The organism is Streptomyces panaciradicis, from assembly GCF_023516615.1.
GTDB classification, from domain to species: domain Bacteria; phylum Actinomycetota; class Actinomycetes; order Streptomycetales; family Streptomycetaceae; genus Streptomyces; species Streptomyces panaciradicis.
Genome location: NZ_JAMGBF010000135.1, coordinates 20121 through 33670 on the forward strand (window position 1 = coordinate 20121; position 13550 = coordinate 33670).

Below are 13550 nucleotides of genomic sequence, written 5' to 3' on the forward strand. Positions count from 1 at the left end.
GAAGGTGTCCCCCCGTGGAAAACGGCGCCGCCAAGCCCGTGATCGTCGCCATCGACGGTCCCTCCGGCACGGGCAAGTCGAGCACGTCGAAGGCCGTCGCCGCACAGCTGGGCCTGAGCTACCTGGACACCGGCGCCCAGTACCGGGCGATCACCTGGTGGATGGTCACCAACGGGATCGACATCGACGACCCCTCCGCGATCGCCGCCGTGGCGGGCAAGCCGGAGATCGTCTCCGGCACCGACCCGGCCCACCCGACGATCACGGTCGACGGCACCGACGTGGCCGCCCCGATCCGCACCCAGGAGATCACCTCCCAGGTCAGCGCCGTCAGCGCGGTGCCCGAGGTGCGCGCCCGGATCACCGAGCTGCAGCGCTCGGTGGCCGCCGCCGCCGAGGACGGCATCGTCGTCGAGGGCCGGGACATCGGTACGACCGTGCTGCCGGACGCCGACCTGAAGATCTTCCTCACCGCCTCCCCGGAGGCCCGCGCGGCCCGCCGCAGCGGCGAGCTCAAGGGCGCCGACGTGCACGCCACCCGCGAGGCCCTGATCAAGCGGGACACCGCGGACTCCTCCCGCAAGACCTCGCCGCTGGCCAAGGCGGACGACGCGGTCGAGGTCGACACCACCGAGCTCACCCTCCAGCAGGTCATCGAGTGCGTCGTCACCCTTGTCGAGGAGAAGCGGGCCGGGAAGTGACCACCGTCCCCGTCGCCTCCGAGCGCGGCGCCGAGGTCGGCCGGCGCATCGGCGTCGGCCTGATGTACGGGCTGTGGAGGCCGCGCGTGCTGGGCGCCTGGAAGGTGCCCGCCACCGGCCCGGCGATCTTCGCCGTCAACCACTCGCACAACATCGACGGCCCGATGGTCATGGGCGTGGCGCCCCGGCCGACGCACTTCCTGATCAAGAAGGAGGCGTTCGTCGGCCCGCTGGACCCCTTCCTGACCGGGATCGGCCAGCTGAAGGTCGACCGCTCGGTCGCCGACCGCGGGGCGATCACGCAGGCGCTGGACGTGCTCTCGGCCGGCGGGGTCCTCGGTATCTTCCCGGAGGGCACCCGGGGCGAGGGCGACTTCGCCTCCCTGCGTGCCGGGCTCGCCTACTTCGCGGTCCGCAGCGGCGCCCCGGTGGTGCCGGTGGCGGTGCTGGGAAGTTCCGGGCGCGGCGGACGGTTGATACAGGGGCTGCCTCCGCTGCGCAGCCGTATCGACGTCGTCTTCGGCGAGCCCTTCGAGGCGGGCGACGGCTCCGGACGGCGCACCCGCAAGGCGCTCGACGAGGCGACCGAACGCATCCAGAAGCAGCTGAGCAGCCACCTGGAAAACGCCAGGCGCCTCACCGGGCGCTAGCGCCTGCCCGGCGGATCAGGCCGGCTGCAAGGTACGGTGCTTCTGGGCCGAGCCGAGCGGGGTCTGGTGCGTCCAGCTGCAAGGCGGAGGAGGGCGTCGACGCGGAGCGTCGGCAACCGACGGCAACGCCGCAGATGGGCGTGCCGGGCCCCGCGGCGCCGGCCTGATCCGCCGGGCAGGCGCTGGGCGACACTGAGTAGTGGATCAAACCGGGCGACACCGGGCGGTCCACCGATCACCACGATGAACGAGGTACGGACTTCATGAACGACCACATCCACTCCGAGGGCTCTGCCGAAGAGCACGACCACGGAGAGCTTGGCGACGCCGAGTACGCGGAGTTCATGGAGCTCGCCGCGGAAGAGGGCTTCGACCTCGAGGACGTCGAGGGGGCCATCGAGGCGGCCGGTCACGGCCCGCTGCCGGTGCTCGCCGTCGTCGGCCGGCCGAACGTCGGCAAGTCGACCCTGGTCAACCGCATCATCGGCCGCCGCGAGGCCGTCGTCGAGGACAAGCCGGGCGTCACCCGCGACCGCGTCACCTACGAGGCCGAGTGGGCGGGCCGCCGCTTCAAGGTCGTCGACACCGGCGGCTGGGAGCAGGACGTCCTCGGCATCGACGCCTCCGTGGCCGCCCAGGCCGAGTACGCCATCGAGGCCGCCGACGCCGTCGTCTTCGTCGTCGACGCCAAGGTCGGCGCGACCGACACCGACGAGGCGGTCGTACGGCTGCTGCGCAAGGCCGGCAAGCCCGTGGTGCTGTGCGCCAACAAGGTCGACGGGCCCAGTGGCGAGGCGGACGCCGCCTACCTGTGGTCCCTCGGCCTCGGCGAGCCGCACCCCGTCTCGGCGCTGCACGGCCGCGGCACCGGCGACATGCTGGACGCCGTCCTGGAGGCGCTGCCGGAGGCGCCCGAGCAGACCTTCGGCGGCACGGGGGTCGGCGGACCGCGCCGCATCGCGCTCATCGGCCGCCCGAACGTCGGCAAGTCCTCCCTGCTGAACAAGGTGGCGGGCGAGGAGCGCGTCGTCGTCAACGAGATCGCGGGCACCACCCGCGACCCGGTCGACGAGCTGATCGAACTCGGCGGCGTCACCTGGAAGTTCGTCGACACCGCGGGCATCCGCAAGCGCGTCCACCTGCAGCAGGGCGCCGACTACTACGCCTCGCTGCGCACCGCGGCCGCCGTCGAGAAGGCCGAGGTGGCGGTCATCCTGATCGACGCCTCCGAGTCCATCTCGGTGCAGGACCAGCGGATCGTGACCATGGCCGTCGAGGCGGGCCGCGCGCTGGTCATCGCCTACAACAAGTGGGACACCCTCGACGAGGAGCGCCGCTACTACCTGGAGCGGGAGATCGAGACCGAGTTCGGCCAGGTCGCGTGGGCGCCCCGGGTGAACGTCTCGGCGCGCACCGGGCGGCACATGGAGAAGCTGGTCCCGGCGATCGAGACCGCCCTCGCGGGCTGGGAGACCCGGGTCCCGACGGGCCGCCTCAACGCCTTCCTCGGCGAGCTGGTCGCCGCCCACCCGCACCCGATCCGCGGCGGCAAGCAGCCCCGCATCCTCTTCGGCACCCAGGCCGGCACCAAGCCGCCGCGGTTCGTGCTCTTCGCCTCCGGCTTCATCGAGGCGGGCTACCGGCGCTTCATCGAGCGCCGGCTGCGCGAGGAGTTCGGCTTCGAGGGAACGCCGATCCATATCTCGGTGCGGGTGCGCGAGAAGCGCGGCAACAAGAAGAAGTAGCGCACACCGGCAAGCAAGAAGGGCGGCCCCGACCGGGGCCGCCCTTCTTCGCGTTCCTCAACTGCTTCTCGACGGGCCCGGTGGCAGCGCCGCGGGCACATGGTGCATCCCCGTGCCGCCCTGCTGGCCGATGTGCCCGACACGCTGCCACTGCGACTGCTGCCGGGCACTGTGGGCCCCCGCGCTGTACGCGCCGTACGAGCTGCTGAACGACCCCGGGCGGTGCGCGGTGTACCCCCCGGAGCTGTGCGGGATGTTCCCGAAGGCGGTGAAGCCCAGCTCCTCCTCGCCGCTGCGGTCACCCGGCAGTGTGCGGAAGGACTTGACGTACTCCGCGTAGAGCGCGTCGTAGATCGGCGTGGCCGAGGGGCCGCCCGGGAAGTCCGGGGCCGACGACCGCGAGGACGGGATCGGCGGGTAGGACGAGCGGCGGGGAACGTCGTAGGAGTGCACGTATGTCCAAACGACCCCGGGCCACTTGGGATGCGGTTTCCCCCGGCGGGCGCCCTCAGGTGCCCGCGAGCGGCATGGCCGCGGCGACCAGCTTCCCGTTCGCCGCCGCCTTGTCCAGCGCGTCCCGCAGCAGGTCCTCGCGCGGCTGACGGCCGATCGACCCCACCGGCGCGGCGAACATCAGCACCTGCTGGTGCTTGTTCGCGGCGGCCCGCCAGCTCTCGGTGACCTGCAGCGGCTGGTGCGCCTGCCACCAGGCCACCGGCTGCCCGCCGTTGGCGTTCGGCTGGAGCACGGCGTGCAGCTGGCCCACGGCGAGCAGCACCGACCAGCCGTGCAGCACCGGGGGCACCTCCGTGATCTGCGTCAGCGGCATGAAGCCCTGCTCGATCAGCAGCGGCAGGAAGTCGTCCCCGAGCCCGGTGGCGCCCGGGCGGACGATCGGGCCCGTCGGCTCGACCACCAGCGCCGGGTGCAACTCCCCGGCGATCAGCACGAGTCCGCTGGTCACGCCGAGCACGGCCTGCTCGGCGGCGACCTTGTCGGGGTCCAGGTCGACGGTGTCGCCGGAGATGGACCGCACGGCGCCCTGGAGCTGCTCCTCGGTGACCTGGACGACCTGCGAGGGCAGGCAGGTGGCGTGGGCGAAGGCGAGGACCGCGGTCTCGTCGCCGATGAACAGGACGGTGCTGGTGCGCTCCTGTTCGGAGTCGCCCGGGGTGCGGCAGGACGTGCAGTCGTAACTGCCGGGGGCGTTCTCGCCGGCGAGCAGCCGGTCGGCCTCTTCGTCGCCGATCTCGGCGCGTACCTCGTCGCTGACATCGAGCATGCGCGGCACGGGTGGCTCCCCTCGGGAAGTGGTGAACCGGGCGGGTCCCGGGCTCATGAAGAAGACAACGGGCGATCTGTGGCGAGAGTCACGCCCCAGGGCGAAGGGAATCAATCCGCCCGACGCGCATGGTCACCATTCGTGCGGAATTGGTCACTCATGGTCAAATGCTCGGAATGGCAAGGGAGTTGGTTGCGTGAAGTGAGTCACAGATCAAAGAAGTAGCTGGTCGACAAATCCTGAAATCAGGGAATGAAGTGGGTGACCAGAATTCGCTGATACCGGCGGTAACGGTGAACTGGCCTGGAATGACGAGGAGTTGGTTGCTGACGCCCCGACAGGCTCTTTAGATTCCTCGGCCGTGTGCAACGAGCACCGCTCGGGAACGTCCGCCGGTCGCGCCGGCCGGCCAAGCAAGGCCGGCGCGAGCAGACGGACAAGGCGGAGCGCGGCGACCGGCCCCAGTGCCGCGAGCGCGCCCCGTCCTGGGGGACCCCGGGTGTCGGGAGAGGGAATTACATGTCCGAGTGTGCCGATACCAACCGCCACAACGGTCGCAAGACGCGTACGACGGCGGCCCTCGCCGGGGCCGCACTGCTCGCCGCCCCGCTGGGACTGCTGGCCGCGTCCGGCAACGCAGCCGCGGCCGACGGCGGAGTCTGGGACCGCATCGCCCAGTGCGAGAGCGGCGGCAACTGGCACATCAACACCGGCAACGGCTACTACGGCGGGCTCCAGTTCTCCGCCGGCACCTGGCGCGCGTACGGCGGCTCCGCCTACGCCTCCACGGCCGACCAGGCCTCCAGGGAAGCCCAGATCGCCGTGGCCACCAAGGTGCAGCACGCCCAGGGCTGGGGCGCCTGGCCGGTCTGTTCGGCACGGGCGGGCGCGTCCGGAAGCGCCCCCGCCTCCTCCGGCTCGGTGACGACGAAGTCGTCCGAGACCACCAAGTCCGCCAAGGCGGCCCCGTCGAAGAAGGCGCCGACGCGCTCGACGGGCCACACCAACCGCAGTTCCTCCCGAGGGAACTACACCGTCCGCGAGGGCGACACCCTGAGCAGGATCGCCGCCAGGCACGGGACCACCTGGCAGCACCTGTACGCCGCCAACAAGGCCGTCATCGGCGGTGATCCCGACGTGATCCTGCCCGGGCAGCGGCTCGTCGTCTGAGGCGCTCCCGGTCACGCTCCGGGGCCCCGTCCGGTCGTCCGACCGGGCGGGGCCCCGGCGTCATCCCGGTACGTCCCGGCGCCCCCGCGACGGCCCACGCGGCGTCCCTCGTCCCAGCTCGGCCGCCTGCCCGCCGAACACCACCGCGCCGCGCCGCAGTTCGTACACGAACACGGCGCCCCGGCCCTCCAGCGCCGGCGGCAGCCGCTGCTCGGCGACGACCACGCACGCGTCGAGACCGCCCAGCAGCTCGTACGTACGGGCGGCGACCGGCGGGGACATGCCCTGCGCGGGTTCGTCGACGAGCACCACGCGCGCGCGTGCCAGCAGGGCGCGGGAGAGCGCGAGCATGCGCTGCTCGCCGCCGGAGAGGGTGCCGGCGCGGCGCGGCAGCAGCTTCTCCAGCGGGGGATAGGCCTCCAGAGCGAAGCCGACGTCCAGCGCCGCCAGTTCGAGGTTCTCGCGCACGGTGAGGGAGCCGAAGACCGCCTGCCGTTCGGGCACCAGGCACAGGCCCCGCCGGGCCCGCTCGTACGCCGGCATCCGGGTCACGTCGGCGCCGTCCCACACCACCGCCCCGCCGGACAGCGGCACGGCTCCGGCCAGCGCGCGCAGGACGGTCGTACGGCCGGAACCGTTGCGCCCCAGCAGGACGGTGAGGCCGGGGCCGGGCGCGGCGAGGGTGACGCCGTGCAGGGCCTCCAGGGGGCCGTAGCGCACGCGCGCGTGCCGCAGCGAGATGCCGGCGTTCACGAGGCGGCCTCTTGCAGGACGCGGTCGGGCGGGCCGGAGGCGACGATGCGGCCCGCGGTCATGACGTGCACGACGTCGGCGAGGTCGGCGACCAGGTCGAGATCGTGCTCGACGACCAGCAGTGCGGTGCCGTCGGCCGCCAGGGCCTTCAGGACGCGGGTCATCGCGGTGACCTCGGTGCTGTCCAGGCCGGCGGCGGGCTCGTCGAGGAGCAGGACGCGCGGGCCGCCGGCGAGGGCCCGTGCCAGCTCCACCCGGCGGAGGGTGCCCGTGGGCAGGGCGGCGGCGGGGAGCGTGCGCAGGGGGCCGTCCAGGTCGAACAGGCGCAGGGCGCGGTCCACGGCGCCGGGGTCGGTGACCCGGCCCTGCTCGGCGCCCACGCGGACGTTCTCGGCCACGGTCAGGGACGGGAAGACGGCCAGCTGCTGGAAGGTGCGGGCGATCCCGAGGCGGGTGCGGGTGTGAGCCGGCAGACGCGTGATGTCCCGGTCCGCGAGAAGCACCTGTCCGCGCGCGGGACGCAGGGTGCCGGCCAGACAGTGGAAGAGGGTGCTCTTGCCGGCGCCGTTGGGCCCGATGACGGCGGTGACCTGCCCCGGGTGCACCTCCAGCCCGACACCGTCGAGGGCGGTGAAGCCCCCGTAGCGGGCCTGGAGCCCGCGCGCCACGAGAAGGGCGGCGCGCGGCGGCCGACGCACCAAGGCGCCTCCGCCCACAGCGCCGGTGACGGCGGATGCGCCGTCGGGCGCGGGCGCCCCTTGCCCGGACCGCCCCCCGCCACCGGCCGAGCGCCGTCCGCGGGGGGCCGCCGGTATCCCGCCGACCGGGGGCGCGAGGTTTTCCGCGGGTGAGGGCGGGGGGTGCTTGTCGGGGCCGGCCGCGAGGTTTTCCGCGGGTGGGGCCGCAGGGTACTTGTCGGGCGGGGTCGTGAGGTTCTCCGTGGGGCGGGCTGCAGGGTGCCTGTCCGGCGGGGGCGCGAGGTTCTCCTCTGCCGGGGGTGCCGCGTCTCCCGTACCCAGGGCGGCCGTGGCGCCCCCGGTGCCGGAAGTCGCAACCTCCCCCGAGGCCCCCCGCCCCGTCGCCGTCCCGCCCGCCGGGGTCCGCCGCCGGGGCGTCGGTGTCGCTGTGTGCCGGGCCCTCGCTCGCGCGCGCGAGCCCGCCTCGGTCAGTTCCGTCGCGCGGTGCGGGCGCAGACGGGCCGTCGCCGTTCGCCACGCCTCGTACGGGCCTCCGGGGAAGCGGCCGATCAGGACCGCCAGGACGCCGATGAGGGCCGCCGCGACGCCGCCCCGCGTGCCCGCGTCCAGGCCCACCAGGAGGGCCGCCGCGGCCAGGGCGCCCAGGGTGCTGTCCGCGCCCAGGACCACCACCGCCGCGAACCACAGCAGGCCGCGCACGGGGTCGTAGGCGCCCGGGTCGAACGCGCGCAGGCCCATGCCGAGCATGCCGCCGCCGAGCGCGGCCAGCGCGGCGCCCGCGACGAACGCCAGGAGTTTCAGGGACGGGACCGGCACGCCCGCCGCCGACGCCCCGGCCTCGTGGTCGCGCATGGCGGCCAGGGCCCGGCCCGTACGGCCTCGGCGCAGCGCCCGGGTCGCCAGCAACGCGGCGAGGAGCAGGACGAGTTCGAGGACGTAGTAGGCGCGGTCGCCGTCGAAGCCCGCCGGGCGGCCCAGGCCCAGGTCCGAGGTGGCGTACGGCTGGGCGAAGACGAAGCGGCTCACCCCGACGCCCACCGCGAAGGTCGCCAGCGCCAGGGCGAGGCCCCTGCGGCTGATCGCCGGCCAGCCGGTCAGCAGGCCCAGGGGGGCGACCAGGACGACCGCGACGGCGAGAGCGGCCAGTTCCGGCAGGCGGGGCAGGCCCGGGAAGCGGCCCGCCGCCAGCAGGGCGGTGAACAGGGCGCCGAGCCCCGCGTAGGCGGCCTGGCCGAGGGAGATCTGGCCGCCCCGGCCGGTGACCACCACCAGGGACAGCAGGACCACGCCCAGCGCCGGCACCTGCACCGACGTGTGCAGGTCGGAGCCCGCGAAGCCCAGCGGCAGCAGGAACAGCACGACCGCGACGATCCACGCGCCCGGGGGCGTCGGCACGCGCGCGGTGGCCGTGCGCGGCAGCGCGTCCCGGGTGCCGACGCGCGGCAGCGCCAGGGCCGCCACCAGCAGCGCCACCACGAACAGGTTCGCGCCCACCGTCTGCAGCAACGGCCCGGCCCAGCCCGCGGGATGCAGCCGCGTCAGCTGGCTCTGCGCGATCCCGACGCCCAGCGCGACCAGCACCGCGACCGGCAGACTGCGCATGCGTGCCGCGACCGCCACCGCGACGACCTCCATGACCAGCAGCGGCAGACCGTAGGGGTCGAGACGGACGTACGGCGCGAGCAGCACGCCCGTCAGGCCCGCGGTGAACGCCCCGAACGCCCACCCCGCCGCCGCCACCCGGTCCGCGTCGATCCCGCCGAGCACCGCCAGCCGCCGGTCGTCCACGACGGCCCGCAGCTCCCGCCCGAACCGCGTCCAGCGGATCACCGCACCGACCCCCGCCGCCAGCACCAGCACGACCGCCAGCTGCCCCCACGGATCGGCGGACACCAGCTCCGGTGCGTCGTCCCGCGCGCCCTGCCCCCACAGCAGCGCCGCCCCGCCGACCAGCAGCACGAACACCCCGATGGACGCGACGAGGGTCTGCGCCGGGTCGCCGCCCTGGACGGCGAGCGGACGGAAGACGAAGCGCTCCAGCGCCACGCCGATCGCGGGGGCCAGGAAGACCAGCGTCAGCGCCGCCGCAGGCCACAGCGGCCAGCCCCACTCCACCACGCACTGCCGCAGCACATAGGCGCACACCATGGCGATGGCCCCGTGCGCGAAGTTGAGCACACCGGTCGCCCGGTACGTCACGATCAGGCCGATCCCGGTGAGCGCGGCGGCGCTGCCGACCGACAGACCGGCCAGCGTGAGGTCGTAGGTGAGTGAGGACATCAGTCGGTTTCTTCGGACGGCTCGCAGATGGGACACGGGCCCAGCTCGCCGCCGGCCAGGACCTTGGCGTCCACCGGGACCGCCTCCGCCTTCCCGGCGACCAGCGGGCAGTCGGCGCGGTGCCACAGCGTGCCGCCGGGCACCATCAGCAGGTCCCCGCTGACCGCGAGGGGCGCGGTGACCGCCGGCCCGGACGCGTCGGCGTCGGCGGGTTCGGTGACGAGGAGGCCGTAGAGCTCCTCCACGCGCGCGGTCGCGAGGGCGCTCCGCCCGTGGGTGAGCAGCACCGCCCCGGCGACGATCAGCGCGGCGCCGGGGATCGTGCAGGAGGCCAGGTAGGGGAGCTGCCGTTCGGCGTAGCGCTCGCCGGAGACGCCGTACCAGCCGATGACGCACAGCACCGCGCCCGCGGCCAGCGCGGCCCAGCCGGCCCACAGCACGGGGTGCACGGTCCGCAGTCGCGCTGTCCGCATCTTTGGCTCCTCGTCCGTTCACACACGTCGTGTGTCTGTCCATGTCAGCCAATGGCTTGCACTATGCCTTCTGGAAGCTGACCCTGAAAGCACCGGGCGCACCTTGCCCGGATGGACACCCGGTGGTGAGCCAGATGGTTCTCGGGAGCGACCTCAGGCGGGGGAACGCGGCGAGGGGGCACGGCCCACGGGCGGTGGGACGGGGTACGGCGGCGCTGGCCGCCCTCGTTCTCATCTTCGCCCCGGTCCTCGCGGCGTGCAGCGACAAGAGCGGCGGCGGCAGCTCCAGCCCGCCCCCCACGCCGTCCGTGCAGAAGACGGCGAGCGCGCCGGCCACCGCGCCGGCCGACCCGGCGGCGGCCAAGCAGCAGATCAGCGCCGACTGGCAGAAGTTCTTCGACCCCAAGACGCCCTTGGCGGAGAAGCAGAAGGTCCTGGAGAACGGCACCAGGATGGCCCCGGTGCTCAAGGCCTTCAGCGGTGACAAGCGCGGCGGGCAGGTCCAGGCGAAGGTCCAGAAGATCGAGTTCACATCGCCGGACCAGGCGACGGTGACGTACGCGCTGACCCTGAACGGCGCCACCGCCCTGCCGAACGCCTCCGGCACGGCCGTCCTGCAGGGCGGCACCTGGAAGGTGTCCGTCAACACGCTGTGCGCGCTGGTCAAACTGAGCGGCGATGCGTCCGGCTCGCCGGCGCCCGGCTGCTGAGCGCGCGGCCGCCGCGGCGCTGCTGCTCGTCGTCGCCACCGCCTGCGGCAGCCGGCTGCCCGAGAGCGACTTCGAGCACGGCACCCGCACCCCGGCGCCGGGCGGCGGCGCGCCCATCCCCGTCGGCATCGTCGCCAGCGCCACCAGTCCGGTCGGCGGCGACACCTTCACCGGACCGGGCGAGGGCGCCAAGGCCTACTTCGAGCGCCTCAACGCGCGCGGCGGCATCGACGGCCGCCGCGTCGAGGTGCACGAGTGCGACGACGGCGGCAGCGGCGTCGGCGACAACACCTGCGTGCGCCAGCTGATCGAGGAGGACAGGGTCGTCGCGCTGGTCGCCACCACCGCCCTGGACTACGCGGGCGCCCCCCGCGTCTCCCACGCGGGCGTGCCCGACATCGGCGGCCAGCCCATCGGCGCCGCCTACGACACCTGGCCGCACCTGTACGGCATCTACGGCAGCTCCGCGCCCCGCGACGGCACCCCCGGCTGGGGCGGCAAGCTGTACGGCGGCACGGAGGTCTACCGCTACTTCAAGCGCGTCAAGGGCGCGCGTACGGCCGCGGTCGTGTCCTACAACCAGGCCGCCTCCGCCGCCTACGCCCGGCTCGTGCAGCGCGGCCTGAAGGCCGAGGGCTACAAGGTGGTCACCGAGCAGGTCGACTTCGCGCTGCCCAACTTCCGCGCGGCCGCGGCCGATCTGAAGCAGCAGGGCGCCGACCTGGTCTTCGACGCCATCGACGGCCACGGCAACGCCCAGCTGTGCAGGGCGATGGACGAGGTCGGCGCGAAGGTCGTCGCCAAGGTGACCAACGTGCAGAACTGGACGTCCACCGTCCCCGAGGACTACAAGGACTCCCCGCGCTGCCGCAACGCCCTGTGGGCGACCGGCTCCAGCCGCGACTTCGACGACACCGGCAACGCGGCCGTACGGGAGTTCCGGGACGCCACCGAAGGACTGAAGACGCACTCCCAGTGGCAGCTGGAGGGCTGGGCGGCCGCCCGGTGGTTCACCGACGCCGCCAAGTCCTGTGCGCGGACGGGCATCACGCGCGCGTGCGTCGACGCCTTCGTGAACAGCAGCCGCGACTACACCGCCGGCGGCCTCCTCCTGCCCGTCTCCTTCGCACCCCTGCCGAAGCCGCCGAAGACCCGCAGAACCTGTCTGTCGGTGGCCCGCTGGCAGGACGGCAGGGGATGGGTGGCGCAAGGGGACATGAACCGTACGTGCTTCGAGGTGCCGCAGCTGCCGTACGAACCCTGAGACAGACTGGGGCCCATGCTGGAGACCTCGGCACGACTCCTGCGCCTGCTCTCGCTGCTGCAGGCGCACCGCGAATGGTCCGGCGCCGAGCTCGCCGACCGGCTCGGCGTCACCGCGCGCACCGTGCGCCGGGACGTGGACCGGCTGCGCGAGCTGGGCTACCCCGTCAACGCCAGCCCCGGCACCGGCGGCGGCTACCAGCTCGGTGCGGGCGCCGAGCTGCCGCCGCTGCTGCTGGACGACGACGAGGCGGTCGCCGTGGCCGTCGGCCTGCGCACGGCCGCCGGACAGGGCATCGAGGGCATCGGCGAGACGTCCGTACGGGCGCTCGCCAAGCTGGAGCAGGTGCTGCCGAACAGGCTCCGCCGCCGGGTGGGCGCCCTGAACGCCTTCACCGTGCCGATGTTCCGGGGCCCGCGGTCCGGCACCGTGGACCCGGCCGTCCTCACCGAGCTGGCCAATCTGTGCCGGGACTCGGAGCGCCTGCGCTTCGACTACAGCGACCACAACGGCTCCGCCTCCCGCCGCGCCGTCGAACCGCACCGCCTCGTCTGCAGCGAGCGGCGCTGGTATCTGGTCGCCTGGGACCTCGACCGCGACGCCTGGCGTACGTTCCGCGTCGACCGCGTCACCCCCAGGCCGCCGCACGGCCCGCGCTTCGCCCCGCGCACCCCGCCCGCCGAGGACCTCGCCGCGTACGTGTCGGCGGGCGTCTCCACGCGCGCGTACGCGGCGCGGGCCGTCGTACGGCTGCTGGTGCCCGTCGAGGAGGCCGCGGAGCGGATCTCGCCGACCGCAGGCCAGCTGGAGCCGGACGGTCCGGGCGCCTGTGTGCTGCGCACCGGCGCCGCGAACCTCGACGTCATGGTGATCCACGTGATGATGACGGGCTTCGAGTTCGAGGTGCTGGAGCCCGCCGAGCTGACCGAGTCGATCAGGACCGCCCGGGACCGGCTGTCCCGCGCGCTCCTCCGAGCGGCGGCCCCGGGGCCGTCGGCGGGCGTGTGAGGCGGGGCCGGCATCCGGCCTGCGGGGGGCATGCCGCGGCCCGGGCCGGGCAGGAGGGCGTGCGGGGGTTCTGTGTCGGAACCGTGTATTTCCTCTGCGGTGCCGGCCCCCTGGGCCGGGCCCGGAATCGGGCGGGATTCGAATGCCGGGGAGGTCGGGAGCGCTTCTCGCGGTGCTTTACGCCGGGCTATTCGACAAGGGCCCGCGACACGCCGGAATTACGGTCGAATGCCTGCGCAAGGCGTACGGGACCGCTCATACGTGTGACGCAGCGCGGTCGAAACGCGTGTCGTGATCCTGTGACAGAAGTGTGACCGCCGGGGGATCTGTGACTCCTGGGACCGGCCCGGCCTTCCCGGTTCCGGAGGCAGCGCCTACCGTTCCCGTATGGCACCGATTCCCGCTCCGCAGGCGGAGCCCCAGGACAGTCCGGAGGCGTATGTCGGCCTCGACGCGGCGCAGGCCGAGCGGCGCGCGCGCGAGCGCGGCTGGACCACGGTGCGGTCCCTGCCGCCGGGGGCGATCATCACCATGGAGTACCGCGCCGGCCGGCTCAACTTCGAGGTGCGGGACGGCCTCGTGGTGCGGGCCTGGAAGGGCTGAGACGACACGCGGGCCCCGGTTCCCGTCGGGAACCGGGGCCCTTCTTCGTGCGGGGGGTGGCTGTGCGTACCGACCCCCGCCGTCCTCGGCCGGTCAGCCGCCCAGCGGGCGGGCCGGTGCCGGCGTGCCGCGCGGGACGCGGTCGGAGTGCGGTGGCCGACGGCTGCCGGCCGGGGTGACCGGCGTGCGCTCCGAGCGGGCCGTGTGCGGGCC

General features: G+C 73.9%; 13 protein-coding genes and 1 pseudogene. 8 read left to right on the forward strand and 6 right to left on the reverse strand.

Features of this window, described 5'->3' with window-relative positions:
• The first annotated feature begins 14 nt into the window (after positions 1-14).
• The 3 genes from cmk to der all read left to right on the forward strand — a co-directional run bounded on the left by cmk (position 15) and on the right by der (position 3096).
• Positions 15-701: a (d)CMP kinase gene (gene cmk, locus M8J74_RS34460; RefSeq protein ID WP_249840204.1), complete on the forward strand. Its 687-nt coding sequence runs from the start codon at positions 15-17 to the stop codon at positions 699-701.
• Positions 698-1351 carry a lysophospholipid acyltransferase family protein gene (locus tag M8J74_RS34465; protein ID WP_249840205.1) on the forward strand — a complete coding sequence of 218 codons (654 nt, stop codon included), beginning with the start codon at positions 698-700 and terminating at the stop codon, positions 1349-1351. The genes cmk and M8J74_RS34465 overlap by 4 nt, the downstream gene beginning before the upstream one ends.
• Positions 1352-1614: 263 nt before the next feature.
• A complete protein-coding gene (der, locus tag M8J74_RS34470; protein WP_249840206.1) occupies positions 1615-3096 on the forward strand; it encodes a ribosome biogenesis GTPase Der in 1482 nt (493 codons plus the stop codon).
• A gap of 57 nt (positions 3097-3153) precedes the next feature.
• Here der and M8J74_RS34475 read toward each other — a convergent pair whose 3' ends face one another.
• Together M8J74_RS34475 and M8J74_RS34480 are read right to left on the reverse strand one after the other, a co-directional pair.
• A complete protein-coding gene (locus M8J74_RS34475) occupies positions 3154-3549 on the reverse strand; it encodes a hypothetical protein (RefSeq protein WP_058926215.1) in 396 nt (131 codons plus the stop codon).
• 55 nt (positions 3550-3604) lie between these two features.
• Positions 3605-4387: a DUF8842 C-terminal domain-containing protein gene (locus tag M8J74_RS34480; RefSeq protein WP_058926216.1), complete on the reverse strand. Its 783-nt coding sequence runs from the start codon at positions 4385-4387 to the stop codon at positions 3605-3607.
• Positions 4388-4897: 510 nt separating this feature from the next.
• On the opposite strand from M8J74_RS34480, the gene M8J74_RS34485 reads away from it, so the two are divergent.
• Positions 4898-5548, forward strand: a complete 651-nt coding sequence (locus tag M8J74_RS34485; RefSeq protein WP_249840207.1) for a LysM peptidoglycan-binding domain-containing protein — start codon at positions 4898-4900, stop codon at positions 5546-5548.
• A 60-nt stretch (positions 5549-5608) separates the two neighbouring features.
• On the opposite strand, the gene M8J74_RS34490 is transcribed toward M8J74_RS34485, so the two are convergent.
• The 3 genes from M8J74_RS34490 to M8J74_RS34500 are packed head-to-tail and all read right to left on the reverse strand — an operon-like array spanning position 5609 to position 9752.
• A complete protein-coding gene (locus tag M8J74_RS34490) occupies positions 5609-6301 on the reverse strand; it encodes an ATP-binding cassette domain-containing protein (protein WP_249840208.1) in 693 nt (230 codons plus the stop codon).
• Positions 6298-9279 carry an ABC transporter permease subunit gene (locus tag M8J74_RS34495; RefSeq protein ID WP_249840209.1) on the reverse strand — a complete coding sequence of 994 codons (2982 nt, stop codon included), beginning with the start codon at positions 9277-9279 and terminating at the stop codon, positions 6298-6300. The genes M8J74_RS34490 and M8J74_RS34495 overlap by 4 nt, the downstream gene beginning before the upstream one ends.
• Positions 9279-9752, reverse strand: a complete 474-nt coding sequence (locus M8J74_RS34500; protein ID WP_249840210.1) for a hypothetical protein — start codon at positions 9750-9752, stop codon at positions 9279-9281. The genes M8J74_RS34495 and M8J74_RS34500 overlap by 1 nt, the downstream gene beginning before the upstream one ends.
• Positions 9753-9886: 134 nt before the next feature.
• On the opposite strand from M8J74_RS34500, the gene M8J74_RS34505 reads away from it, so the two are divergent.
• From M8J74_RS34505 to M8J74_RS34520, 4 genes are all read left to right on the forward strand, one after another.
• Positions 9887-10462, forward strand: coding sequence for an MTB12 C-terminal domain-containing protein (locus M8J74_RS34505; RefSeq protein ID WP_249840211.1), 576 nt, complete (start codon positions 9887-9889; stop codon positions 10460-10462).
• Positions 10431-11726: an ABC transporter substrate-binding protein gene (locus M8J74_RS34510; protein ID WP_249840212.1), complete on the forward strand. Its 1296-nt coding sequence runs from the start codon at positions 10431-10433 to the stop codon at positions 11724-11726. Before M8J74_RS34505 ends, M8J74_RS34510 begins: the two co-directional genes overlap by 32 nt.
• 15 nt (positions 11727-11741) lie before the next feature.
• Positions 11742-12734, forward strand: a complete 993-nt coding sequence (locus M8J74_RS34515) for a helix-turn-helix transcriptional regulator (protein WP_249840213.1) — start codon at positions 11742-11744, stop codon at positions 12732-12734.
• A gap of 387 nt (positions 12735-13121) precedes the next feature.
• Positions 13122-13337, forward strand: coding sequence for an I78 family peptidase inhibitor (locus M8J74_RS34520; RefSeq protein WP_249840214.1), 216 nt, complete (start codon positions 13122-13124; stop codon positions 13335-13337).
• 93 nt (positions 13338-13430) lie between these two features.
• Here M8J74_RS34520 and M8J74_RS45185 read toward each other — a convergent pair.
• Positions 13431-13550, reverse strand: a pseudogene (locus M8J74_RS45185) (phosphatase PAP2 family protein); the annotation flags it as partial.